The organism is Halomonas sp. MS1 (assembly GCF_024182575.1).
GTDB lineage: Bacteria > Pseudomonadota > Gammaproteobacteria > Pseudomonadales > Halomonadaceae > Vreelandella.
In genome coordinates this window covers 1,744,794-1,769,618 of record NZ_CP098926.1, presented here as the reverse complement: position 1 = coordinate 1,769,618, position 24,825 = coordinate 1,744,794, and the positions used below count along the sequence as shown (strand labels likewise).

The following is a 24,825-nucleotide window of genomic DNA, read 5'->3' as shown; positions in this document are numbered from 1 at the left end:
ACCTGCTTAACGGAAAAATCATGAATGCGATTGCCATTGGACCACTGCTGATCTCCACCCCTAGGCTATATGCCCTCGGCTGCGCGCTACTGCTGTTATTGGCTAGCCGCTATCTGTTGGGATTAACGTCTTCTCAGCATGGGCGCTGGTTCAACGGGCTACTGGTGGTATGGCTACTGGCGGCTCGAATTGTTTTTGTCGTGCTCAACTGGGAAAGCTACAGCGCAGAACCGCTCGAGGCGCTCAAGCTATGGCAGCCCGGTTACAACGCGCTGGGCGGCCTAATCGCGGGGTTAATTTGGACAGCCTGGGCACTACGCAAGCGGCTGCTGTCGCTTATCGGCGGCCTTGCCATGTTGATTGGCACAACAAGCCTGTGGCTGGTCTTGGTAACGCTTGCCCCCTTAGGCAATGAATTTGCTATTGATACGTTGCCGGAGGTGACGTTGGACGATGTGGACGGCAACGCAGTGCATCTCCCTTCGCTGGCCGAAAGCGGTGACCTTATTATCGTTAATCTATGGGCGACCTGGTGCCCCCCCTGCCTGCGGGAGATGCCGCTGCTTGAAGAGGCAGCCAAGCGTGACGATGTCAGTGTGGTAATCGCGAACCAAGGCGAGGACTTACTGCCCGTCGTGCGCTATTTAGACGAGCAGGGACTGGATTTTCGCTACGCGCTGCGTGACCCAAGCCAAACGCTAATGGCACAATTTCAAGCGCCAGGCCTACCCACCACGGTACTTTTTGATCGCCAGGGCAACACGCTGGATGTCCACGTTGGCGAGTTAACCCGAGCCCAGCTGGAACGCTGGTTAAAAGATTGACCACGATAGACCTTAATCCCCCCGCCGCTTTGCGTTAGAATCCCCCGCCCTGTTGCCACCGGAAACCTGCCCCGGTGGCGTACAACCTGTTTCTGTAGACTTCCTCGAGGCATCATGAGCGATTTTTCTCCCGGCCAGCGTTGGATTAGCGACGGCGAGGCTGAGCTTGGACTCGGCACCGTGCTTAACTGCGACGCCCGTAGCGTTACCATTTTGTTCAGTGCCAGCCAGGAAACCCGTACGTACAACACTCGCCAAGCCCCCTTAACTCGCGTCATGTTCGGCGGTGGCGACCGCGTGATTTCTGCTGATGGCTGGCAGATGATCGTAGACGATAGCAAAGAGACCAGCGGCTTAATCACTTATATTGGCGAAGATAGCGACGGCAATCCTCGTGAGCTATCCGAGGCAAAGCTTGCCGATACCATGCAGTTTGATCAGGCGCGCGATCGGCTGCTGACTGGCCAGGTTGATCGCAATGATTGGTTCGATCTGCGCTTTCGCACGCTGCACCACTATCAGCGCATCGAACAGCACAGCGCCCTGGGCTTTGCTGGGCCGCGTATCGATCTGATTCCCCACCAGCTTTATATCGCTGACGAAGTGGCAGGCCGCCATGCGCCGCGTGTCTTGCTTGCGGACGAAGTTGGGCTGGGTAAAACGATCGAGGCTGGGTTGGTTCTGCACCGCCTCCTCCTGGCTGGCCGAGTAGAACGCGCATTAATTTTGGTGCCTGACAGCCTTACCCACCAATGGCTAGTAGAGCTTTTACGCCGTTTCTCACTTAAGGTCAGCTTGCTAGATGAGCAGCAAAGTCTCGCCCACGGTAGCGCTAACCCATTTGAAAGCGCTCAAATAGTACTGGCCAGTCAAGGTTGGCTATTCGCCAACACACACCGTCAAGAACAGGCCCTGGCGAGCCACTTTGACCTGCTGATCGTCGATGAAGCCCACCATCTCGACTGGAGCCCTGATGGCAGCGGTCCAGGCTATCAGTGCGTTGAGCAGCTTGCTGCTGATATTCCTGGCTTATTGCTGCTGACGGCCACGCCAGAGCAGATGGGGGTGGAGAGCCATTTTGCTCGCCTGCGCTTGCTAGATGCCGAGCGTTACCACGATATCGAACGCTTTAAAGACGAAGAGCATCATTACATCGCTGTCGCTCAAGCCATTGATGCCTTGGATGAGCTACCCAATACCGTCGAGGCCCGTGAACGGGTCGATAATGTCGCGGACGACCGCGACAGTCAGGCGCTGCTAGCAACGCTATGCAACCCTGAAGCCAGTACCGAACAGCAGAATGCTGCTCGCGCTCAGTTACGCGATGCTCTGCTTGATCGTCACGGTACCGGGCGCGTCATGTTCCGCAACAGCCGCCGTCATGTGGGAGGATTCCCAGAACGTCGCCTGCACCTAGCTCAGTTGGAACTCCCATCGGCCTATCGGCGCGTGCTTCGTCGCTTGGAACGCGATGATGACTACCTGGATGAGCTGCTGATTGAAACGGGCATGGATCACCCGGACGTATTGATCTATCCAGACACGATGTACCGTGAGCTCAGCAACGACCCGCTTAACACCGAATCCTGGTGGCATATCGACCCACGGGTAAACTGGCTGCTGGAAAAACTTAGCGACGATAGCGATAGCGGCTTTGCCAATGACAAAGTACTGATTATTGCTCACCACAGAGAAACCGCTGAAGGACTTGCCGAAGGGCTGCGCGTACTAGGCGGCTATCACGCACCGGTGTTCCACGAAGGGCTATCGCTGGTGGAGCGTGACCGGGCCGCGGCGGCATTTGCCGATGAAGAAGACGGTTGCCAAGTGCTGGTGTGCTCTGAAATTGGCTCAGAAGGCCGCAACTTTCAGTTCTGCCGCCACTTGGTGATGTTTGATATGCCCCAGCATCCCGACCAGCTGGAGCAGCGTATCGGCCGCCTCGACCGGATAGGGCAGCGCCACGCCATTGAACTCCATGCCCCCACCTTCACTGGCAGCCCAGGCGAGCGCCTGCTGCGCTGGTACCACGAAGGCATGGATGCTTTTAGCGCGCCTCACGGCATTGGCAGCGACCTCTTTGATGCGTTTGGCGATGCTCTGGCCGATGCGTTACTCGATGATGAAATGCTCAATGAGATCATCGATGAAACCCGTGAAATGTTCACCGCCAAATTGGCTGAGCGGGACGCAGGTCGTAACCGACTGCTAGAACTAAACGCCTGCCGCCCTGCCCGTGCTCAGCAGGTAATTGATGCGGTGTGTGAGTTGGATGAAGACCCGGCGTTGCCGCGTTTTGTAGAGCGCGCCCTGGATATTTTTGGCGTAGACAGTCAAGAGATTGGCAATGGCTTGCTTTATTTACAGCCTAGCCAACACATGCTGGATGGGCTCCCCGGGCTAGTGAAAGGTGAAGAGGGCTTCTCGGCTACTTACAGCCGTTCGCTGGCACTTGCACGAGACGATATTCAGCGACTCTCTTGGGAACACCCGCTGCTGCGCGAAATGATGGAGCGCATTCTAGATGGCACAATGGGTAACACCGCGTTGGCGCTATTACGCCATCCCGCCATTCCCAGCGGCCGTTTAATGGCTGAACTGGTGTTCCGCACCCAGTGCCCTGCACCTAAATCGCTGCACATCAACCGCTTCCTGCCGCCCACGGCAGTGCGCGTCCTGCTTGATGAGTCAGGCGCAAACCTAACCAGCAAGATCTCCTTCACTGGTCTTGGCAAGAATCTACAGAAAGTGAACAAATCACTGGCACGAGATTTGATCAAGAGCCGCCATGACCAGCTGCGTGCGCTTCTCATTCAGGGGGAAGGTGAAGCCGAACGTGAACTGCCCAGCATCGTAGAAAGTGCTGAAACACGCATGCGAGCTCAGTTAGATGCCGAACTAGCCCGCTTGACCGCCCTGGCAGAGCACAACCCAGCTGTTCGTAGTGAAGAGCTTGAGGCGCTGAAGCAAGAGCGCCAAGCGCTCAGCGACGCGATAGAAAACACTCGCTTACGGCTTGATTCCGTGCGAGTGATAATCACCGTCGACCCCAACGCCTAACACGGAAGGACTAAAGAATCGCCGCTAGCGCCTTATCAAGGGTCGGGTACTGAAAGGTAAACCCAGCCTCAGTAAGGCGTGCAGGGCGCATATCGGCCCCGGTCAGCAACAGCTGCGACATTTCTCCAAAGCCCGCTTTTAGTACAAAAGCGGGCACGGGGAAAATCGCCGGCCGGTGAAGCTGCTTAGCCAACGTTTTCGTGAACTCAGCATTTGTCACCGGATGCGGCGCACTGCCATTAAACGCGCCTGAAAGCGTTGACTCGTTCATCAAAAACATAATCGCTGCCACAAGATCGTCACGATGAATCCAGGGCATAAACTGTGTGCCGCTCCCAAAACGCCCCCCAAGTCCGAGCTTAAAGGGTGGCAGCATCTTCTGCAGCGTACCGCCCCCTGCCTCAAGCACTAAACCAATACGCAGTATCGCTAAGCGAACGCCCATCGCCTCAATCGGTTTTGCCGCTGCTTCCCACTGCGCACAAAGCTGATGAGCAAACTCATCGTTTGGCGGCGTTGTTTCATCTACTACCTTGTCGCCTTGATCGCCGTAATAGCCCATCGCAGAGCCGCTAATCATCACGCTGGGTAACGCTTGCCCGTTGGCTTTGAGCTGCTCACAAAGCGTAATCAATTGCTGCGTACTGTCGATACGAGAGCGAACTAGTGTCTCTTTTTGGCTGTTACTCCAGCGCTTTGCAGCAATCGACTCACCGGCAAGGTTCACCAACACTTCCGGTGGGGTGTCCATAAATGCCTGAGCGCTATCACGAATATCGCAGGCTTTTGGCAACCTACCACGCACCTGATGCGGGGATCGGGAAACCACCTGCACATCATGCCCTTGGGTGAGGAGTTGTTGGCAGAGCCGCTGACCAACAAAGCCGCTACCTCCGGTGATTAATACCCGCATGGTGTCACTCCTGTGGTTGGTTAAGGTGGCTAGCGTATGCCCGCGTCGACGCTGAACTGCAAAGCTGGGAATAGCCGTCAGCTAAATGATCATTGCATAATATTTTATTGTACGATATCTATACACAAATGCTACATACTGACCATTGCACATTTCATTAGCCGTTGCGAGTTCCTATGCTTGAACCATTGCCTGAGTCTTTAACACTTTCCGACGTTCACTCAGTGGCAATTATCGGTGCAGGTCTGTCTGGCCTTGCCTGTGGGCAGCAACTTGCCACTCAGGGCGTTAAGGTGGCGTTGTTTGATAAAGCGCGTGGCCCTGGCGGCCGTATGTCAAGTAAACGACGTCCCTCCGCGACACTGGACCTAGGTGCTCAAGCATTCACCGTGCGCAATCAACGATTCGCCAACAAAGTAGCCGAGTGGCAAGCCGCTGGTTGTGTCGCCAGTTGGCCCACAGCTTGTTATCAGGCTAGTGCATCCGGCTGGCAAACACACAATGACGATCAGCTACGTTATACCGGCGCGCCGCGTATGAGTGCCGTCACCCGTCATCTAGCCGATACACTTAACGCATTACCTAATGCCTCCATGACGCTTGAAACCCACATTACAAGGTTTGATAAGACGGCTGCGGGCTGGCAGCTCCACGATAGCCGTGGCTCAATACACGGGCCTTTTGACGTGGTGGTTATCAGTGCCCCGCCGCCCCAGGCCAAGGCATTATTAGCAGGGTGGGAACCGACACTGGCGGCGGCCTGTGAGGCCAAGCCCCAGCGTGGATGCTGGGCAGGCTGGGTTATTTTCGAGAAACCATTACCCCCCATGGCGAAGGTAGCATCAGCGTGGCACACCGTTCACACACAGCATCCAGTGCTTCGTCTAGCGTCACGCAATCACACCAAGCCTGGCCGTGAACATCAGCCGGAAAGCATTAGCTTGCTTGCTCAGCTGGATTGGAGCGATGCACATATTGAGAGTGACAGCGACAGTGTCGCCCAACAGTTGCTAGCAGCATTTGTATCGCTGCTGCCCGATGATGTAGAGCTACCGAGTGTCATTGAACTCGGTGCGCACCGCTGGCGCTATGCTCAGCCAGCACAGGCAGGTCATCAGACATACTTATACAGTACAAGTGGCTTAGCACTCTGTGGCGATAGCTTTAAAGGTAGTCGTGTCGAGGATGCTTGGTTATCAGGTGATGAGCTGGGCCAGGCCCTATTAGTCCGGTCGGTCTGAAATTAGAAACTAAACTTAACTTTTCCGCACCTGCAGGAAAGGTTGTACCCAGAAGCCACAAGTTGTACAAAGGTGGCTATAATAGCGTTTAGCTATCTATACGATTAATAACGACCCGATTATGTGGCCAAACCGCCGGTCAGGCGCTGAAGCATCGCCACGACAATTATTGACAGATCCCTGCACGCTTATTTGCAGGCAACCAAGAGGCAATGGCGCCCATGAGCATCAAGGCGACCCACCCACCCGATACCCCGCTTTATCCGATTAGGGAAGTTTCCCGCTTGACGGGTGTGAACTCGGTCACTCTTCGTGCCTGGGAGCGTCGCTACGGTTTAATTCGCCCACAACGCACCCCCAAGGGCCATCGTCTATACGCGCAAGACGATATCACTCGCATTGAACGCATTTTACAATGGCTAAACCGCGGCGTTCCGGTTAGCCAAGTGGTTGATTTACTTGATCAACCTGAAACGGTAGAAACACCATCGCCGAATACTGGCGACTGGGCCAGCCAACGACAGTTGTTGCAGTCCACCATAGAAGCGGTTGACCTTCCCAAGCTGGAAGCGCTGTACCACCAGAGTCTGGCGCTCTATCCATTAAGCGTCGCGATTAATGAGCTCTGGCAGCCCGTTATTCTTACCCTTGAAGCCAAATGGGCCAGCCAGCCCGATGACCTTGTGCGCCGCACCTTTGAAGCCTTTCTGCGTAGCCAGGTAGGCATTCGCCTGCACTATGCCAATCAGGCAACGCGCGGCCCGTTAATCCTGCTAAGTGCGATGCCTGATGACCCCGGCCCGCTATGGGTTTTAATGTGTGCGCTCATGGCCAGCGAACAGGGCTACCGCGTACAACTGTTTGACCGCTCATTAGCGCTGGAGGACCTTCCTCAAGCCGTATCCCGATTGCACTCATCGATGGTACTGCTTTCCAGTGGCCAGCGAGAAAGCGACGACTACATTGGTCGCGCACTTCCCCAGGCCGCAGAAGCGTTAAATGTTCCTATTGGGGTGTGTGGGGAAGTGGCGCGATTAAGAGAAAATGAGCTGCGTGACGGTCCGGTGCAGATGTTAGGCGACGACCTGCCGCAAGCCATTTCACGACTTCGCCCCTTGTTGCGCGAATCGGGAATTCTCTGAGGTATCGGATGCTAGTTAACGTTACCGATGATAAGGATATCGCATGAATCTGCAGCTCGTTTGGCTGCGTAGCGACTTACGCATTCACGATAACTCCGCGCTTGCCGCTGCGGCTGCCAACGGCCCCGTGGTGGCCGTTTTCTTACGCAGCGTGGCTCAATGGCAAACACATGGCCACGGGGCGACTAAGCTCGACTTCTGGGCACGCAGTGTTGCGGCGCTCAAAGCGTCGCTTAACGGGCTTAATATTCCACTTTTGCATCGTGATATTGATCACTATGACGAAGCGGCTCAGGTGTTGCTTGATATCGCCCACGAGCACCAGATTACTCAACTCCACTTTAACTATGAGTATGCGCTGAACGAGCAACATCGCGATCAATCGGTGCTTGATGCTTTTAAACAAGCAGGGATCACCGCTCAGGGTCACCATGACGCCGTCGCCTTCGCCCCTGGCAGTTTATTGACCGGAAAAGGCGATTATTACGGCGTATTTACACCGTTTTCGAAAGCTTGGCACAAGCAGGTGACTGCACAGCAGCTTGCCTTACGTGATACCCCAGGCGTGCAATCTCCGCTAGAGATCAATAGCGACCCACTGCCCGCGCTTCCATCGCTGGATAATGACCCCGTTGATAAACGCCTCTGGCCTGCTGGAGAAGAGGCGGCTAGTGACAATCTCGAACGTTTTTTACGCTTTCGTGGACGGCACTATAAGCAGCAGCGAGACTTTCCAAACGTTCGCGGCACCAGCGAACTTTCGCCCTATCTAGCGCTGGGTATGATCTCCTATCGCCAATGCCTTCAAGCCGTGATGAGCGAAAATGGTGGCCACTTGGCCGATGGAGATGCGGGGCTAACCAGCTGGGTAAATGAGCTTATTTGGCGTGAATTTTATCAGCACGTTGCGGTAGGCTTTCCCCAGGTTTGCCGTCACCAACCTTTTCAAGAGCACACCAAGCAGCTCCGCTGGCGTGACGACGATAAAGGCTTTCAAGCGTGGTGTGAGGGCCGTACCGGCTATCCGATTGTCGATGCGGCCATGCGCCAGCTAGTGACTACGGGCTGGATGCACAACCGCCTGCGCATGATCACCGCGATGTTTCTAAGTAAGCACTTGCTGATTGACTGGCGGCGCGGTGAGGCATTTTTCATGCGCCATTTAATCGACGGTGAGTTTTGCGCCAATAACGGCGGTTGGCAGTGGGCGGCATCAACGGGGACGGATGCAGCGCCCTATTTTCGTATTTTTAACCCCACTACCCAGTCAACGCGCTTTGATCCAGAGGGTGAATTTATTACCCATTGGCTGCCCGAGTTAAAACCACTGCCTAAAAAAGCTCGCCATGCGCCGCCCCAGGACATGCTGAACCCAACGGATTACCCAGCCCCCATCGTTGACCATAAAGCAGCGCGCCAGCGTGCCCTGGATGCCTTTAAAGCGCTCTCGAAATAACTCCTCTCTTTTGCATCGCCTGCGCTGCGGTGATGCAAATCGATCGACTGCTTTCTCCTCGCTTCATCGTTTGCTGATTTTTCTTAACCACCACAGGACTGCGTGATGCCTAACGACCAAGCTTTGGCGAATTTCTGCGCCTTTTTTAATAAACTAGACAATACCTGTACAGAAAAACTATACGAGGTATATACTGAGGAAGTTATCTTCAATGATCCGCTACATCACATTGAAGGGCGATCGGCGCTAGAGCGCTATTTCGCCACCATGTACGAAAACGTTGAACGTTGCCAATTTACTTATCACACGCAACAACAGGTGGCTAATCAAGCATTTGTAACCTGGACAATGGAGTTCATTCATCCCCGACTAGCCCAGGGAAAACCGATCCGTGTCGAGGGATGCAGTGCCCTAACATTTGCACAGGATGGTCGGGTTTCAAAGCACCGCGACTATTTCGATGCAGGCGCCATGTTGTATGAACACTTACCAGTCATGGGACGTGTCATACGTTGGTTAAAACGGCGCATTAGCTGATATATGCCGTTTATTTGCATACAGGTTGCATGCTAACAGGCCATTACAGGAGAGCATGATGAGCACATGGAAAACGCCCCAACGCATTTGGCTCACTGGTGCCACGTCAGGCATTGGTGAAGCGCTTGCCACAAAGCTCATCGCCCAAGGTCACCATGTTGTGCTGAGTGCTCGAAACCAAGAGGCGCTCGATGATTTATGTGCCGGTCATCCCAATGCTTATTCGCTCCCCGTTGATATCAGCGACCACCAAGCAGTGATTGCAGCGGGTGAACAGATCAGCACATGGCTGGGCGCACTTGATATTGCCTTATTCAATGCAGGCACCTGCGAATATCTAGACGCGCAGCATTTTGATATGGCGCTGATTGAGCGGGTTTTCACCCCAAACTTGTTTGGCACCCTGTATGGCGTGGAAGCAGCCCTGCCGTTATTAAGAGCTGCCCGCAAAGAGGGTAAACCTGCTCGCCTAGCCGCCACCTCTAGTGCATCTGCCTATTTACCGCTGCCCAGAGCCGAAGCCTATGGCGCCTCAAAAGCAGCTATCAGTTACTTTTTGGAGTCATTACGTCTCGACCTCGATCAAGAGGGCATTGATGTCAGCGTCATTCACCCTGGTTTTGTTAAAACCCCGTTGACCGATCGCAATGATTTTCCAATGCCCATGCAAGTCACCGCGGAACAAGCGGCCGATGCCATCATTGCCGGTCTTGTCAAAGGAAGGCTGGATATTCACTTTCCGCGTCGCTTCACCTATCTGGTGAAATGTTTAGGAATTTTACCGCCTGCGCTGCGTCGTCATATCGGCCTACGTATGACAAGGCGCCAAGAGGTACAGCAATGAGCAACATGGCTTCACAGCGTATCGCCATTATCGGCAGCGGTATTAGCGGCATGGCAGCGGGTTGGTACTTATCCTCCCAACATGAAGTCACTCTGTTTGAAGCAGACGGGCGTCTTGGTGGGCACACGGCCACGATGGACGTGGAGGTCGGTGGGCAGTCCTACGCTATCGACACGGGCTTTATTGTTTTCAATGATTGGACCTATCCCCATTTCCAACGCTTACTAGAAACACTCGAAGTGCCTAGCCAAGCCACCGAAATGAGTTTTTCGGTGCATGAAACTGATGTTGATTTTGAATATAACGGCCATACGCTAGGCTCGCTGTTTGCCCAGCGGCGCAACTTACTTAGCCCCACTTTTTATCGCCTGTTACGCGACATCTTGCGCTTTAACAAACAAGCAACGGCTGACTTAGAGTCCAAGCGCCTTCCTAGCAACACAACGCTAGGCCAATACCTTGACCAGCATGGCTACGGTGACGCTTTTCAGCGACGTTATCTGCTGCCCATGGGGGCCGCTATTTGGTCTGCGAGTATTGGCGATCTACGCGCCTTTCCACTGACGTTCTTCGTGCGTTTTTTCCGCAATCACGGCTTGCTGTCGGTTAACCACCGTCCTCAATGGCATACCTTAGTTGGCGGCTCGAAACGCTATATTCCCAGCATGACAGCGCCATACGCAGCGCGCATTCACCTGAATACGCCTGTCACGCGCATTGAGCGAAACGCCACCGGCGTATTGATCACCACGGCACAAGGCACACAACGCTTTGATCATGTGGTGCTGGCTTGCCACGCCGATCAGGCACTAGCGATGCTCGGCGACCCGACACCCGCTGAACAAGGCATTCTTGTCGCCATGCCTTATCAAGATAACGAGGTCGTGCTGCATACCGACACATCGCTGCTGCCCCGGCGGCAGCGCGCCTGGGCTAGCTGGAACTACCGTTTAGATCGTCGAGGAGCAGACGAGCGGGTGTCTGTTACCTACAACATGAATATTCTGCAGCGATTGAAAGAGGCCGAGACTACTTTTTGCGTCACGCTTAACGACTCAAACAGCATTGACCCTGCGAAAGTGCTCGGACGTTATACCTATGCCCATCCCCAATTCACACTAGCAGGACAGGCAGCGCAAATGCGCCATGACGAGATATCCTCGGTTGCTCGGCGCACTCACTTCTGCGGCGCTTACTGGCGCAATGGCTTTCACGAAGATGGGGTATGGAGCGCGCTGCGGGTTGCCCAAGCACTAGGTTGTGATGAAGCCGCTGCGCCGCCAACAACGCCCACAGCACTCCCGGCTCATGACCTGATGCCCACTAACAGCGTTGGGGAGGGGCTCGGATGATTACCGCGCCTCGCTCGCGTATTTACCGCGGCGCCTTGCGCCATCGTCGCTTCACTCCTAAGGAGCACGCTTTCAGTTACCGCGTTTGGATGGCGTGGCTCGACTTGGATGAGTTGCCGAGCCTATTTGACAATGTGCCTTGCTTTAGCGCCCGAAGGCCGGCACTAGCACGCTTTCGTCGCGAAGATTATCTCGGCCCTACTGATAAGCCATTGCGTACAGCGGTACGCGAAGAACTAATTCGTCAGTTGGGTAGTGCCCCCAGTGGCAAGATTTACGTACTGACCCAACTGCGCACCTTTGGCACGGTCTTCAATCCTGTTTCGATGTACTACGCCTATGACCATCTTGGCAGGCTGGCGGCTGTCGTTGGTGAAGTCACTAATATGCCCTGGAAAGAGCGTACCTGCTATGCCTGTCGGATCGATCCAACTCGTCATAGCCATCATGCAAGCTTTGATAAAGACATGCATGTGTCGCCGTTTAACCCCATGGAAATGACCTACCGCTGGAAGCTCAACGCACCCGGCGATCAGCTCTATCTACACATGGAAAACTGGCAAAGCAGGCAGCGCCATTTCGACGCCACGCTTACCTTAGAGGCTGCGCCAGCGACACGCGGCGTTCTACTAGCAACGCTTGCACGCCAGCCTTGGATGAGCCTGAAAACCGTGGCGGGAATTCATTTTGAAGCGTTTCGCCTCTGGCTGAAGCGCATCCCCGTTTATAACCACCCTAAGCGCAAGGAAACTTCAAAATGACGACCCTGCGTTCTACGCCCCCTGACATACAACCGGTTAACCAGGATCGTTTGACTCGCTGGTTGAAGCCTCGCCTGATGGCTCAATTAGATGCCTTCCAGGGTGGCCGTATCACCTTAATTGAAGGCAATCAGTGTCACCACCTGGGTCAAGAAGGGCCGCTTCAAGTGACCGTTGTGATTCGTCACTCCCGCGCCTGGAAAAGGCTCGCGTTTGGCGGCACAGTGGGCGCAGCTGAATCCTATATGGATGGCGACTGGGATGCTGATGACTTAGTGGCCTTGGTGCGTTTGTTTGCGGCCAATCTGGATCACGTAAACGGTAAAATGGAAAACGGAAGCGCCCGTTTCACCCGCTGGCTGCTTGGCGCTGCCTATCGCTTCCAACGTAATAGCCTTTCCGGTTCAAAGCGTAATATCTCGGCACACTACGATATTGGCAATGACCTATTTGCCACGTTTCTTGATCAACGCCACTGGATGTACTCGAGCGCTGTATTCCCTTATCCAGAAGCCAGCCTGGAAGAAGCGTCTACCTACAAACTCGACATCATGCTCGAAAAGCTAGATGTACGCCCAGAACACCACTTGCTAGAAATTGGTACTGGCTGGGGTGGTCTTGCAATACACGCCGCCAAAACCCGTGGCTGCCATGTCACTACCACCACCATTTCTGAAGAGCAGTACGCCCATACCGCCCGGCGCATTCAAGAAGAGGGGCTTGACGATAAAATCACCCTGCTAAAGCAGGATTATCGTGAGCTGACAGGTCGCTACGATCGACTGATCTCTGTTGAGATGATTGAAGCCGTCGGCCACCAGTATTTGAACACCTACCTTGAAAAGGTCGACAGCCTGCTGAGCGACGATGGCCAGGCTATGCTGCAAGCCATCACTATCCGAGACCAACGGTTTGAAGAAGCCAAGCGGGATATGGACTTTATTAAGCGCTATATTTTCCCCGGTGGTTTTTTGCCGTCTCATCACGCCATGCTAACCAGCGTGATGCGCAAAACCTCACTGAACGTGGTAGCGCTTGATGAAATTGGCCAGCACTATGCCCGCACTCTACGCGAGTGGCGCCATCGCTTTGAAACCAGCCTAGAGCAGATAAGGCAGCAAGGCTACGACGAACGGTTTATTCGTATGTGGCGTTACTATTTGTGCTACTGCGAGGGGGGCTTTATTGAGCGCTCTATTGATACGTGCCACTTATTGCTAGCCAAACCAGCCGCCAAACCCGCACCGTTAACGGGCGCGCTATAAATGGCTAGCCCACGCTGGCACGGCTTGCTGTTCAATGCACTACGCTTCGAAGCGGGCTGGTTGCTGTGCGTTTTGGGGGGATCATGGGTAGCTGCCATTATAGGGAGTGCGCTGCTAGGCTGGCATTTCTGGCGCTGCGCCAAACCCGGCGAATGGCGTTTTATTGGTGTGTTTGCGCTATTGGGGTTAGCGTTGGACGGAGGCCTTCATTTGGCAGGAGGTTTCGACTTCGGTGAACACACCTTGGTGGCTGGTTTACTGCCACTGTGGCTTTGGATGCTGTGGCCGCTGTTTGCAACGCTGGTATTTCACTCGCTTGCTTGGGTGTGGCAGTACCCAATGATTGCGGCGGTTTGCGGTGCGGTCAGCGGGCCACTGTCCTATGTTGGCGGCGCAGCGCTCACTGGCGTTAGCTTAGCCCCCTGGTTACTGCCAGCACAGGCCATTATTTGGGCAGTGCTATGTGTGTGTATCAGTCGTTACGCTAACCACAAGGTCGCTGCTTCTGGCGTTCATTAACACTTGCTTCTAGCATGGCGTTTAGCATTCACGAGGGCACTGATTCAGCCAGTATGCGCGGCGCCCAACGCTGTTCAAGCTCCGCTGCAGGTAAGGGCCTCGCAAAATAGAATCCTTGCACTAACGTACAGCCGGCGTTAACCAGAAACTGACACTGCTCCTGAGTTTCTACGCCTTCGGCGACCACTTCCAGTCCCATCCCCTCTGCCATCGCCAACACGGCCGTTACAATAGCGGCATCCGCTTGGTCATGAGGCAGTTCACGAATAAACGCACGATCTAGCTTAATTTTATCTACCGGCAGTCGTTTCAAATAACCAAGCGATGAATAGCCAGTACCAAAATCATCGATGGCAATCGCATAGCCCTGGTTACGCAGCGCCTGCAGGCGAGGCCCCATATCCCCGGCACGCTCGTCCAGCAAAACAGACTCTGTCAATTCCAAGCCAATTTGCGACGTTTTTAGCTGGTAGCGTTCTAAACAACTAGACAGCTGAGTTTCCAGGTCTCCCTGAAAAAGCTGCAGCGCAGAAATATTGACCCATACCGTCACTTTTGGCATACCGCTGTATTGCCAATGCGCCTGCTGGGCACAGGCTTTTTCGATCACCCAACTACCGAGTTCGGCCATCAGTCCATGACGTTCAGCAAGCGGTATAAAGTCGCCTGGCGAGATCATGCCATCCTCAGGGTGACGCCAGCGCAGCAGCGCTTCCATGCCCACTAAATCGCCAGTTCCTGGGTGATGCTGCGTTTGGTAATGCAGCTCCAACTGGTCACCGGATATCAACGCGGCCCGCAAATCGCTGACCAGAGCAAGCTGGGGGTTATCTTGTTTATCCAGCGCGGGGCGAAACCGCTGGCTGAGATTACGCCCTAAGCGCTTGGCACTATATAAGGCAGACTCTAGCCGCTGAAACAGCACGCCGGAATCATTGCCATCTTCAGGGGCGCGACAGCTACCTATCGTTAACCCCAGACGTAGCGATTGATCTTTTATTTCGAATGGTCGGCTCATGTGCTCACGCAGGGTCGCTACCCACTGATCATGGTCGTCGAAGGTGGTCGTGCGAATCACCATAAATTCATCACCACCCAACCTACCCACTACGCTGCCAGCCATATAGCCTGTTAACCGTTGGGCAAAGCGCGCTAACAAGCGGTCGCCCTGCTCGACCCCTAAGCTGTCATTCACCGACTTGAGCCCGTCAATATCAATCAACGCCATATCCAAGCTTTCACCCGCACGCAGATGGCGCAGCCGAGAGGACATCAGATCGTGTAAGCGGCGTCGGTTTGGCAACCCCGTTAGCGGGTCTTCATAACCAATTCGGCGCAAATCACGCTCGCGGGCTTTTTGGGAGGAAATATCGGTAAAGAGACTGATAAAGTGAGTAATCTTGCCGCGTTTGTCAGTAACCGCACGGACCTTTAGCCACTCGGGGTACTCATCACCGTGCTTGCGGCGATTCCACATCTCGCCCTCCCAACGGCCAGTCGCCTTTAACGTGCTCCAAAACGTCCGATAAAACGCTTTATCGTGGCGCTGAGCCGCTAACGTCTCTAGCTTACGGCCAATCATTTCCTGACTTTCGAAGCCGGTAATTTGAGTAAAGGCCGGATTGACCGTCAAGACGCGATTATGCACATCGCTGATGACAATGGCGTCACTCGCCAACCCTATGGCATCTTGCGAAAGGCGTAGCCGTAAATATTGTTGGCGTATTTGGTTCCAAGCATCCCACATACCAAATGCAACCAAGCTGGCCGCCACCATACGTAACGCCGAGTCAGGCACCCATACACAAGCGGGCAGCGCTATTAACGCCATCCATACCAGCGGACGATTAAGAGAAACAGGCAGCCACATGGCGGTTTAGTGTGTCCTATAAATGAGCCAAACAGGGCATGGGTTACAGATCTGGCATCATGCCGCTTAACAAAAAAACATGGATACACCATATTACGTCAATAGGGCGTTTATTGTGCAGAATCGCGTATTTGAAATAACGAAATACTCACAACCTCTATCGGCAGGCAGGTAAAAAGCTGTAGAGAAAACACGATAAGTGCCCAACAACGTGCATTCAGAGGTTTCGGGAAGTAGACTAGACCCAACTACCATCTTGATACTCGGAACGATTCAGTGACCAAGCAACATTCCTTTGATCGCGAAGAACTGCTGGCCTGCTCGCGCGGCGAGCTATTCGGCCCAGGCAACGCACAGCTTCCGGCTCCCAATATGCTGATGCTTGACCGCATCATGCACATTCACGAAGAAGGTGGTGTGCATGGTAAAGGCGAGCTAATCGCCGAACTGGACATCACCCCGGACCTGTGGTTTTTTGATTGCCACTTCCCCGGCGACCCAGTCATGCCAGGCTGTTTGGGGCTAGATGCCATGTGGCAGCTTGTGGGTTTCTACCTGGGTTGGCTTGGCCACCCAGGCCGTGGACGTGCACTGGGCTGTGGCGACGTAAAATTCAGCGGCCAAATTCTACCCGACGCGAAAAAAGTGACATATCACATTAATGTGAAGCGCATTATTACCCGTCGGCTTATTCTAGGCATCGCCGACGGCACTGTATCCGTCGACGGACGCGATATATACCAGGCTAATGATTTGCGCGTTGGCCTATTCACCTCCACTGCGAATTTCTGACAGGAGGCTCCCATGCGACGAGTGGTAGTCACCGGCCTTGGCATCGTATCGTGCTTAGGCAACGACCAGCAACAGGTCTTAGACGCGCTCAAAAACGGGCGCAGCGGTATTCGTTTTAAGGAAGAGTACGCCGAACGCGGCTTCCGTAGCCATGTAGCGGGTAGCGTCGACATCGACCTTGATTCCCTCATTGACCGCAAACTTCGCCGATTTATGGGCGACGCGGCAGCGTATGCCTATGTGTCTATGGCACAAGCCATTGAAGATTCGGGGCTCTCTGAAGAGCAGGTGTCCAACGAACGGACTGGGCTTATAGCCGGGTCTGGCGGGGCATCCAGCGCGAATCAGGTAGAAGCCGCCGATGTCATGCGCGAAAAAGGCCTACGTCGTGTGGGGCCATACCGTGTTACCCGCACTATGGGCAGCACCGTGTCGGCATGCTTGGCAACGCCATTTAAGATTAAAGGCGTTAATTTCTCTATCTCATCCGCCTGCGCGACGTCTGCTCACTGCATTGGTAGTGCGATGGAACAAATCCAGCTTGGTAAGCAGGATATCGTGTTTGCCGGTGGTGGCGAAGAAGAGCACTGGACCCTTTCTTGCTTATTTGATGCGATGGGTGCCCTTTCAACTCATTACAACGATACGCCTGAGAAAGCCTCTCGCCCTTATGATCAAGCGCGCGATGGGTTTGTCATTGCTGGTGGCGGTGGCATGTTAGTGCTTGAAGAGCTGGAGCATGCTAAAGCCCGCGGCGCCAAGATATACGGCGAATTGGTGGGCTACGGCGCCACCTCCGACGGCCACGATATGGTTGCCCCTTCCGGGGAAGGTGCGACGCGTTGCATGCGTCAGGCCATGGCGACGGTTGAGGGTGATATTGATTATATTAACACCCACGGCACGTCTACGCCGGTCGGCGATGTGGCTGAACTGAAGGCGATCCGTGAGGTGTTTGGCAATACCACACCTGCTATGAGCTCAACCAAGTCGCTTACCGGCCACTCGTTAGGCGCAACCGGCGTTCAAGAAGCGATTTATTCGCTGCTAATGATGCAAAATGACTTCGTCGCTGCCTCAGCTAATATCGAGCATCTTGATGAGCAGGCGGATGGGTTCGACATCGTTAGAGAGCGACGTGATGGCGTTACCATCGACCGTGTGCTTTCCAACAGCTTTGGGTTTGGCGGCACTAACGCTTGCTTGGTTTTCCAGCGCTTTAATGGCTAATTCCTAGCCATGCAGTGCATGTGCAATACGCTATAAAAACGGCGCCTTAAGGCGCCGTTTTTATGTTCATCGAAAGGTTGCTTAACTTAACGAGAAGCTGGCCGTGGCACCTCTGAAATCTCTTGCAACTGCCCTTCAATCCAGGCTTCAACATCCACCAGTACCTCATCGGGGGTACGGCCTGCAGTTTCAATAGGCGCACCAATACGGACCCGAAGCACGCCGGGGCGCTTTACCCAATGGCGACCAGGCCAGCGCTCACCAGCATTATGCGCCACTGGCAGCACCGGCACGCCTGCTCGGCAGGCCACCACGCTACCACTCTTGTTGTAGCGCTTTCGGACTCCTGGGTCGACACGCGTTCCCTCTGGAAAAATAAGCACTGAAAGCCCCGTTCCCAGTCGCGCGACACCCTGCGTCAACACCTGTTTCATAGCGCGGGCAGGCTTCGAGCGGTCCAGACTAATCGGCCGTAACAGACGTAACCCCCAACCAAAAATAGGCAGTCGCAATAACTCCTGCTTTAATACCGTGCAAACGGGTGGCTTCATCACCTGCAGAAACACCGTTTCCCACTCACATTGGTGGTTAGCCTGGATCACACAGGGGCCCGCCGGAATATTTTCTCGCCCCTGAATGTCGTATCGCACGCCACACGCAACTTTGAACCACGCCATCAAAAAATGGTTATAGAGGTTTAGCAAACGATAACGGGCAGCCAACGGCAAAAACGGTGCAATTGGCAAAAAAAGAATGCCAATCAACAGCATGGCAGAAAAATATCCCACATAAAAAACCAAGCTGCGAACCAGATTGATCAAGCCAACTCTCCTGTCCCTTCGCCCTGCTGTTGTTCCCGCAGCAAACACCACGCATCCAGCATTCGCCCTACCTCCAGCCGCCATGGCTTTTGGTGGACACCAAAAACATCGAGTACACGGCGGCAATTAAGGACTCGCCGCAGCTTGGCATCATGGTGATGATTAAGTGCTTGCACTTCGCCAAGGGCGACACTTTCGCCGCGACCTTCCAGATGGGTTGCCAGTTGGGTGCGAACCATTGAGGTAAACGTAAACGCACTGACAGGCTCGGTGCCCGCTAAGTGGTAAGCCCCCCAAGCCTCGGCCCCACAGGCTTGCTGCTGCAGCATGCCTATCAACGCCATGGCGACAGCATCGGCAGACGTAGGGCAAAAAATGACATCTTCAGCGGCGCGAGCAGACTGCCCAATCATCAAGCTGTCGATTATTTCGTTTAGCCACGCATGGCTGCCTTCCAGCGCAAACAAGGGGCCTAAGCGAACAATGAGATGCCGGTGATACTCAGCACGAATACGATCGCCCGCTTGCACTAAGCGGCGCAGGCTGTCATCCCGGGGGGCAGGCACCACATGTTCATCGATGGGGATCTCAAAACCGTCTTCGTAAAGTTGGTCTGAAACACACCACACCAACGCAATGCCTTGTGCTTGGCATGCATCGACGCAGGCATCAACGGCATCGGCGTGCGCCATTACATCGGCAGGTGCCATACTGAGCGGGTGCGCTAATGGGGGGATAATCACCGCATCAGGTGTTATCGCCTGGAGTTGAGCGGAGGTAATCGTAGTACCCTGCTCAATAACAAGCTCAGTATCCGTTCTACGACTGGCTTCTCGGGCTAATGCCAAACTTAAGCAGTGCCCCGCATCTAGTATCAGCAGCTTCACAGCAGAACCTCCCTCTCACCTAACCCCAGTAATGTGGCGAACTATTCAGTTCAGGCGATCAGAACGGAATTTCGTCGTCAAAATCATCGAAGTTGCCTGGGTCGGGGGCCCCATAATTGCTGTTTTGATTAGCCGGGGCTGGCTGGTTGTGCTGTGGTCCACGAGCAGGCTGGGGCGCGCCGCCATAGTTACCTTGAGGAGCACCGCCCTGGGGAGGGTAACCACCCTGCTGAGGCATACCGCCACCCTGATGACCCTGAGGGGCCGCATGCTGAGGAGCTGGGTGCTGCGGCGCGGGTTGCTGCTGGGCCGGCGCACCTTGCGCAGGGTTATTCTGTGCGTAACCCCCTTGAGGGGCTCCGCCACCCTGGAAATCGCCGCCACGGCTATCTAGCATCTGCATATCGTTGGCCACAATTTCCGTGCTGTAGCGATCTTGACCGTTTTGGTCTTGCCACTTACGGGTTTGTAGGCGACCTTCAATGTATACCTTAGAGCCCTTTTTCAGGTACTGCTGGGCAATCTCAGCGGTTTTATTGAACAACACAATACGGTGCCACTCGGTACGCTCTTGGCGCTGTCCGCTTTGGCGGTCCATCCAGGTGTCAGACGTCGCCAAATTCAGGTTTGCTACCGCCGTTCCTGAGGGCGTAAAGCGTACTTCAGGGTCTTGGCCCAGATTACCAATCAAGATGACTTTGTTAATACCGCGCGCCATAGGTCGCTCCTTTCAATAATCGGTCATATATCAATACCAGTGCCCTCAAGGGTATCACTGATACGGCTGACAGGCCTGAATGCCATGCAGCAAATGTGTGTAAAAGCTTCGCTATGTGTTTAAACCTGGAGGTGTAAACGCTTGCTGTACAAATGATCAGAAGTGGTCGTTACGTCTTGGGTGGCGATAACAACCTCGTCAGCGCTGCTTGATCGAGTTCTTTGCGATTCACTTTCAGGTACATCAAGCGCTCTTCCGGCACCACCATCACATCTTCCACGCCCACGACATCAGCGAGATGTTCCATCAACAGATTTAATGCATCAGGCTGCGTATCGTGTAGTGCTACGACTTCGCTGGAGAGAGGCGGTGGTGAAGGCATACGCCACATCGCCAGCCACCACAGCAGCGCTAGCCCTGCACAGCCGAAGAACACCGCATCAAGGCCCCATAGGTTCGACAACAAGCCACCCAGCGTGCCTCCTAAAAAAGCACCCAAAAACTGGCTGGTAGAGTAAACCCCCATCGCGGTGCCTTTAGCACCCGCGGGTGCCAACTTACTGAGCATTGATGGCAGCGTGGCTTCGAGCAAGTTAAATCCTGTAAAAAAAACAAATAGCCATGCGAACAGCCAGCTCTCTTGGGAGAATGGCAGCCCCAGGCTGCCCAAGCTAATGACAATGGCGCCGATTGCCAGCAGGCATACTAATTTCATGCGCTGGTATTTCTCTGCCACGATCACCAGCGGCACCATGGCAATAAACGACAGCGCCATAATCGCTAGATAAGCCAGCCCGTGGTACTCAATCGCGACGCCTGCATTTAACAGACGGAAAGGAACAGCAACAAAAATCGCCATTAACACCAGATGCAGCGAAAAAATCGACAGATCTAGCCGCCATAAATCGGGGCGCGTAATAACACTTTTAAACTGCTGGCGATCCATCCCCACATCGCGGTGGCGCAAACGGCGTGGTGCGGGCGGCACCCATCGCCAAAGCACCACTAAACCGACGAGCGTTAACAGCGCCGTAAACCAAAAAACTCCCGCCAGGCCCGCCCAAGCCGCCAGCCAGGGGCCAAGAACCATGGCAATAGCAAACGACACGCCAATGGAGAGCCCAATCGTGGCCATCGCCGCCGTCCGCACCTGCTCGCGGGTTTGATCGGCCAGTAGCGCCATAATCGCGGCAGCAACGGCACCACAGCCCTGCAGCGCGCGGCCCAAAATAATCCCGCCGATGGAGTCTGCCATAGCAGCGACCACGCTTCCTACGGCAAAAATCAGTAAGCCCATGGCAATAACGCGCTTACGACCAATACGGTCTGACAGCAGGCCAAAGGGGATCTGTAGCGTTGCCTGAGTTAGCCCATAGACACCTAATGCGACACCAATTAACAGCGGGGTAGCACCACTTAAGGTGTCGGCGTAAAGCGCCAACACCGGCAGCACCATAAACAACCCCAGCATACGAGACGCATAAAGCCCGGCTAAGCCGCTGATTGCACGGCGTTCAGTGGCCAGCAGCAGTGCGGAAACCTTGCGCATAATACCCTTGTGGTCAATAAAGAGGCTGAACAGCCCGAGATAACCGTCCATTCTAGCGCTTTGTATCCACGCTGGAAACGCCAAGCGCTGACCCCATATCAATATGGAGCTTTGCCGGGAGGGGTACAGCAAACGTATAATTACACTTTTGCCACGCGATTCGAGGTGTTGATGGACAGCATTCTGGTCAGGGGTGCACGCACCCACAACCTCAAGCAGATCGATGTGGAGCTGCCCCGCGACAAACTTATCGTCATTACCGGTCTTTCCGGCTCAGGTAAGTCGTCGCTGGCGTTCGATACGCTCTACGCTGAGGGGCAACGTCGCTATGTGGAGTCGCTTTCCACCTATGCGCGTCAGTTCCTTTCGATGATGGAAAAGCCCGATGTGGATCACATCGAAGGGCTTTCGCCTGCGATCTCTATTGAGCAGAAATCCACGTCCCACAACCCCCGCTCTACCGTCGGCACGATTACCGAGATTTACGATTACCTGCGCCTCCTGTTCGCCCGGGCAGGCACGCCACGTTGTCCAGAGCACGGAGAAGAACTGGAAGCACAAACCATTTCTCAAATGGTCGACCAAGTTATGAACCTGGCCGAAGGCACCAAATTAATGCTGCTTGCGCCAGTAGTGAAAGGTCGTAAAGGGGAGCACCTGCAACTGCTGGCAGAACTGCGGGCTCAGGGCTTCGTTCGGGTACAGATTGATGGTCAAGTGCTAGAACTTGACGATATTGCCCCGCTCGACAAGCGCAAAAAACACGATATCAGCGTGGTGGTTGACCGTTTTAAAGTGCGCGATGATATTGCCCAGCGTCTGGCCGAATCGTTTGAAACCGCAATTAATCTCGCCGACGGCACGGCGATGATCCACTTTATGGATGGCGATCAGGAAGACCTTGCCTTTTCAGCACGCTTTGCCTGCCCGGTGTGTGGCTATTCGCTTTCTGAGCTTGAGCCGCGGATGTTTTCGTTCAACAACCCGGCGGGAGCTTGCCCCACCTGTGATGGCTTAGGCGTTCAGCAATATTTTGACCCCGACAAGTTGATTAGCCACCCGGAGCTATCGCTAGCAGAAGGCGTGATTAAAGGCTGGGATCGGCGCAACATTTATTACTTTACCCAACTGCAGGCGCTGGCTAAACATTATCAGTTTGAGCTTGAAACGCCATGGATTGAGCTGGCCAGCCATGAGCGTGAGATTATTTTAAATGGCAGTGGCAGCGAACAGATTCCCTTTGTGTATGTGGGTGACCGCGGCCGCAAGGTAACGCGCGAGCACGCCTTTGAAGGCGTACTACCCAATATGCAGCGCCGCTATCGGGAAACCGAATCCAATATGGTGCGTGACGATCTGGCCAAGTATATCGCCGTGCAGCCCTGCGCCACCTGTAGCGGCTCGCGGCTGCGCAAAGAGTCACGCCATGTGTTTGTCGATGACCATAACATTGCCGATATTGTGCACTTACCTATCGGTGAGGCATGGCGCTACTTTGCCGAGCTTTCCCTACCGGGCCGCAAAGGCGAGATTGCCGATAAGATCGTTAACGAAATTCATGCCCGGCTAGAGTTTTTGGTTAACGTAGGGCTCGACTACCTGAACCTGGAGCGCAGTGCTGACACGCTCTCGGGGGGCGAAGCACAGCGTATCCGTCTCGCCAGCCAAATTGGCGCGGGGCTGGTGGGCGTGATGTACATTCTGGACGAGCCCTCCATCGGCCTGCACCAGCGGGATAACGACCGTCTGTTGAAAACCCTGGAGCGCCTACGCGACCTGGGCAACACCGTGATCGTGGTTGAGCACGACGAAGACGCCATTCGCGCTGCGGACCATGTACTCGACATCGGTCCTGGTGCCGGAGTCCATGGTGGCGAAATTGTCGCTCAGGGCACGCCTCAAGACGTGATGGACAACCCCAATTCACTGACCGGCCAGTACTTGTCAGGCACCCGAGAAATTGCCGTACCGCCCTACCGCATTCCCGGCAATCCGGAAAAGCAGCTGGTGGTGCGCGGCGCGACGGGCAATAACCTGCAAAACGTCACGCTTAGCCTGCCGCTGGGGCTGTTTATTGCCGTCACGGGGGTTTCCGGCTCGGGCAAGTCGACGCTGATCAACGGCACCCTGATGCCGATTGCGGCCCGCGAGCTTAACCGCGCCACTACCTTGACCCCGGCTCCCTATGAGAAGGTAGAGGGGCTTGATCAGCTCGATAAAGTGATCGATATTGACCAGAGTCCTATCGGTCGTACGCCGCGCTCAAACCCAGCCACCTATACCGGTATTTTCACCCCGATTCGTGAGCTGTTTGCGGGCACTCAGGAAGCGCGTTCGCGGGGCTACAAGCCAGGCCGGTTCAGCTTTAACGTTAAAGGCGGCCGCTGCGAAGCGTGCCAGGGCGAAGGCATGATCAAGGTAGAGATGCACTTCCTGCCAGATATTTATGTGCCCTGCGATGTGTGTAAAGGCAAACGCTACAACCGCGAAACGTTGGATATCCACTATAAAGGCAAAACGATCCACGAAGTGCTGGCCATGACGGTAGAGGACGCCCTGGAGTTCTTCAGCCCAGTGCCTGCTATCGCTCGTCGTTTGCAAACCCTGTTGGATGTGGGCCTCTCCTATATCCGCCTAGGACAAAGTGCCACTACCCTTTCTGGCGGTGAAGCGCAGCGTGTCAAACTAGCCCGTGAGCTAGCCAAGCGTGACACCGGAAAAACGCTCTATATATTGGATGAGCCCACCACTGGCCTGCATTTTGAGGACATCCGTCAGCTACTCACGGTACTCCACCGCTTACGTGATCACGGCAATAGCATTGTGGTGATCGAGCACAACCTGGATGTGATCAAAACGGCCGACTGGATTATTGATCTTGGCCCAGAAGGTGGCTCTGGCGGTGGACAAATTATTGCCGAAGGAACACCAGAACAGCTTGCCAAGCAGAGCGTTTCCCATACAGGGCATTTCCTGGCACCGTTGTTAAAGCGTGGTAATCGTGCCAAAAAAACCGCCTAGCGCCACTTCCAGGGTGGGCAACT

20 protein-coding genes are annotated in these 24,825 nt (G+C 54.6%); 14 read left to right on the top strand and 6 right to left on the bottom strand.

Annotation, left to right across the window (positions count from 1 at the left end; all coding sequences use genetic code 11):
• Positions 1-20 precede the first annotated feature (20 nt).
• On the top strand, positions 21-824 hold the full coding sequence (locus tag NF683_RS07925; RefSeq protein ID WP_089040024.1) for a TlpA disulfide reductase family protein: 804 nt from the start codon (positions 21-23) through the stop codon (positions 822-824).
• A 114-nt stretch (positions 825-938) separates the two neighbouring features.
• Positions 939-3,884, top strand: coding sequence for an RNA polymerase-associated protein RapA (rapA, locus tag NF683_RS07920; RefSeq protein ID WP_253921691.1), 2,946 nt, complete (start codon positions 939-941; stop codon positions 3,882-3,884).
• Between the two features lie 10 nt (positions 3,885-3,894).
• Here rapA and NF683_RS07915 read toward each other — a convergent pair whose 3' ends face one another.
• Entirely contained in the window at positions 3,895-4,797 is a 903-nt protein-coding gene (locus NF683_RS07915; protein WP_253921690.1) for a TIGR01777 family oxidoreductase, read from the bottom strand.
• 176 nt (positions 4,798-4,973) lie between these two features.
• Here NF683_RS07915 and NF683_RS07910 point away from each other — a divergent pair, with 176 nt between their 5' ends.
• The 9 genes from NF683_RS07910 (at position 4,974) to NF683_RS07870 (ending at position 13,914) form a co-directional block, all read left to right on the top strand.
• Entirely contained in the window at positions 4,974-6,038 is a 1,065-nt protein-coding gene (locus NF683_RS07910; RefSeq protein ID WP_253921689.1) for an NAD(P)/FAD-dependent oxidoreductase, read from the top strand.
• A 221-nt stretch (positions 6,039-6,259) separates the two neighbouring features.
• Positions 6,260-7,180, top strand: coding sequence for a MerR family transcriptional regulator (locus tag NF683_RS07905; RefSeq protein ID WP_198361381.1), 921 nt, complete (start codon positions 6,260-6,262; stop codon positions 7,178-7,180).
• Between the two features lie 43 nt (positions 7,181-7,223).
• The gene (gene phrB, locus NF683_RS07900) at positions 7,224-8,636 is read left to right on the top strand and encodes a deoxyribodipyrimidine photo-lyase (protein ID WP_089040029.1); all 1,413 of its coding nucleotides are present in this window, start codon (positions 7,224-7,226) and stop codon (positions 8,634-8,636) included.
• Positions 8,637-8,741: 105 nt separating this feature from the next.
• A complete protein-coding gene (locus NF683_RS07895; protein WP_253921688.1) occupies positions 8,742-9,173 on the top strand; it encodes a nuclear transport factor 2 family protein in 432 nt (143 codons plus the stop codon).
• 58 nt (positions 9,174-9,231) lie between these two features.
• Entirely contained in the window at positions 9,232-10,017 is a 786-nt protein-coding gene (locus tag NF683_RS07890) for an SDR family NAD(P)-dependent oxidoreductase (RefSeq protein ID WP_253921687.1), read from the top strand.
• Complete coding sequence (locus tag NF683_RS07885; protein ID WP_253921686.1) at positions 10,014-11,369, top strand: NAD(P)/FAD-dependent oxidoreductase; 1,356 nt, start codon at positions 10,014-10,016, stop codon at positions 11,367-11,369. The genes NF683_RS07890 and NF683_RS07885 overlap by 4 nt, the downstream gene beginning before the upstream one ends.
• Positions 11,366-12,130, top strand: coding sequence for a DUF1365 domain-containing protein (locus tag NF683_RS07880; protein WP_253921685.1), 765 nt, complete (start codon positions 11,366-11,368; stop codon positions 12,128-12,130). Before NF683_RS07885 ends, NF683_RS07880 begins: the two co-directional genes overlap by 4 nt.
• Positions 12,127-13,395 carry an SAM-dependent methyltransferase gene (locus tag NF683_RS07875; RefSeq protein ID WP_253921684.1) on the top strand — a complete coding sequence of 423 codons (1,269 nt, stop codon included), beginning with the start codon at positions 12,127-12,129 and terminating at the stop codon, positions 13,393-13,395. Before NF683_RS07880 ends, NF683_RS07875 begins: the two co-directional genes overlap by 4 nt.
• A complete protein-coding gene (locus NF683_RS07870; protein ID WP_089040035.1) occupies positions 13,396-13,914 on the top strand; it encodes a DUF2878 family protein in 519 nt (172 codons plus the stop codon). It begins immediately after the preceding gene.
• Positions 13,915-13,942: 28 nt separating this feature from the next.
• Here NF683_RS07870 and NF683_RS07865 read toward each other — a convergent pair whose 3' ends face one another.
• Complete coding sequence (locus NF683_RS07865) at positions 13,943-15,784, bottom strand: putative bifunctional diguanylate cyclase/phosphodiesterase (protein ID WP_253921683.1); 1,842 nt, start codon at positions 15,782-15,784, stop codon at positions 13,943-13,945.
• Between the two features lie 276 nt (positions 15,785-16,060).
• Here NF683_RS07865 and fabA point away from each other — a divergent pair, with 276 nt between their 5' ends.
• Positions 16,061-16,576: a 3-hydroxyacyl-[acyl-carrier-protein] dehydratase FabA gene (gene fabA / locus NF683_RS07860; RefSeq protein ID WP_038480285.1), complete on the top strand. Its 516-nt coding sequence runs from the start codon at positions 16,061-16,063 to the stop codon at positions 16,574-16,576.
• A 12-nt stretch (positions 16,577-16,588) separates the two neighbouring features.
• Entirely contained in the window at positions 16,589-17,806 is a 1,218-nt protein-coding gene (gene fabB / locus NF683_RS07855) for a beta-ketoacyl-ACP synthase I (protein WP_089040037.1), read from the top strand.
• 86 nt (positions 17,807-17,892) lie between these two features.
• On the opposite strand, the gene NF683_RS07850 is transcribed toward fabB, so the two are convergent.
• From NF683_RS07850 to NF683_RS07835, 4 genes are all read right to left on the bottom strand, one after another.
• Positions 17,893-18,627, bottom strand: coding sequence for a lysophospholipid acyltransferase family protein (locus NF683_RS07850; RefSeq protein WP_089040038.1), 735 nt, complete (start codon positions 18,625-18,627; stop codon positions 17,893-17,895).
• Positions 18,624-19,514: a sugar nucleotide-binding protein gene (locus NF683_RS07845; protein ID WP_089040039.1), complete on the bottom strand. Its 891-nt coding sequence runs from the start codon at positions 19,512-19,514 to the stop codon at positions 18,624-18,626. Before NF683_RS07845 ends, NF683_RS07850 begins: the two co-directional genes overlap by 4 nt.
• Positions 19,515-19,572: 58 nt before the next feature.
• Positions 19,573-20,232 (bottom strand): single-stranded DNA-binding protein, encoded by a 660-nt coding sequence (locus tag NF683_RS07840; protein ID WP_089040040.1) that lies wholly within the window; start codon positions 20,230-20,232, stop codon positions 19,573-19,575.
• A 169-nt stretch (positions 20,233-20,401) separates the two neighbouring features.
• Positions 20,402-21,781 carry an MFS transporter gene (locus NF683_RS07835; protein WP_089040960.1) on the bottom strand — a complete coding sequence of 460 codons (1,380 nt, stop codon included), beginning with the start codon at positions 21,779-21,781 and terminating at the stop codon, positions 20,402-20,404.
• A gap of 171 nt (positions 21,782-21,952) precedes the next feature.
• Here NF683_RS07835 and uvrA point away from each other — a divergent pair, with 171 nt between their 5' ends.
• The gene (gene uvrA, locus NF683_RS07830) at positions 21,953-24,802 is read left to right on the top strand and encodes an excinuclease ABC subunit UvrA (protein WP_253921682.1); all 2,850 of its coding nucleotides are present in this window, start codon (positions 21,953-21,955) and stop codon (positions 24,800-24,802) included.
• Positions 24,803-24,825 lie beyond the last annotated feature (23 nt).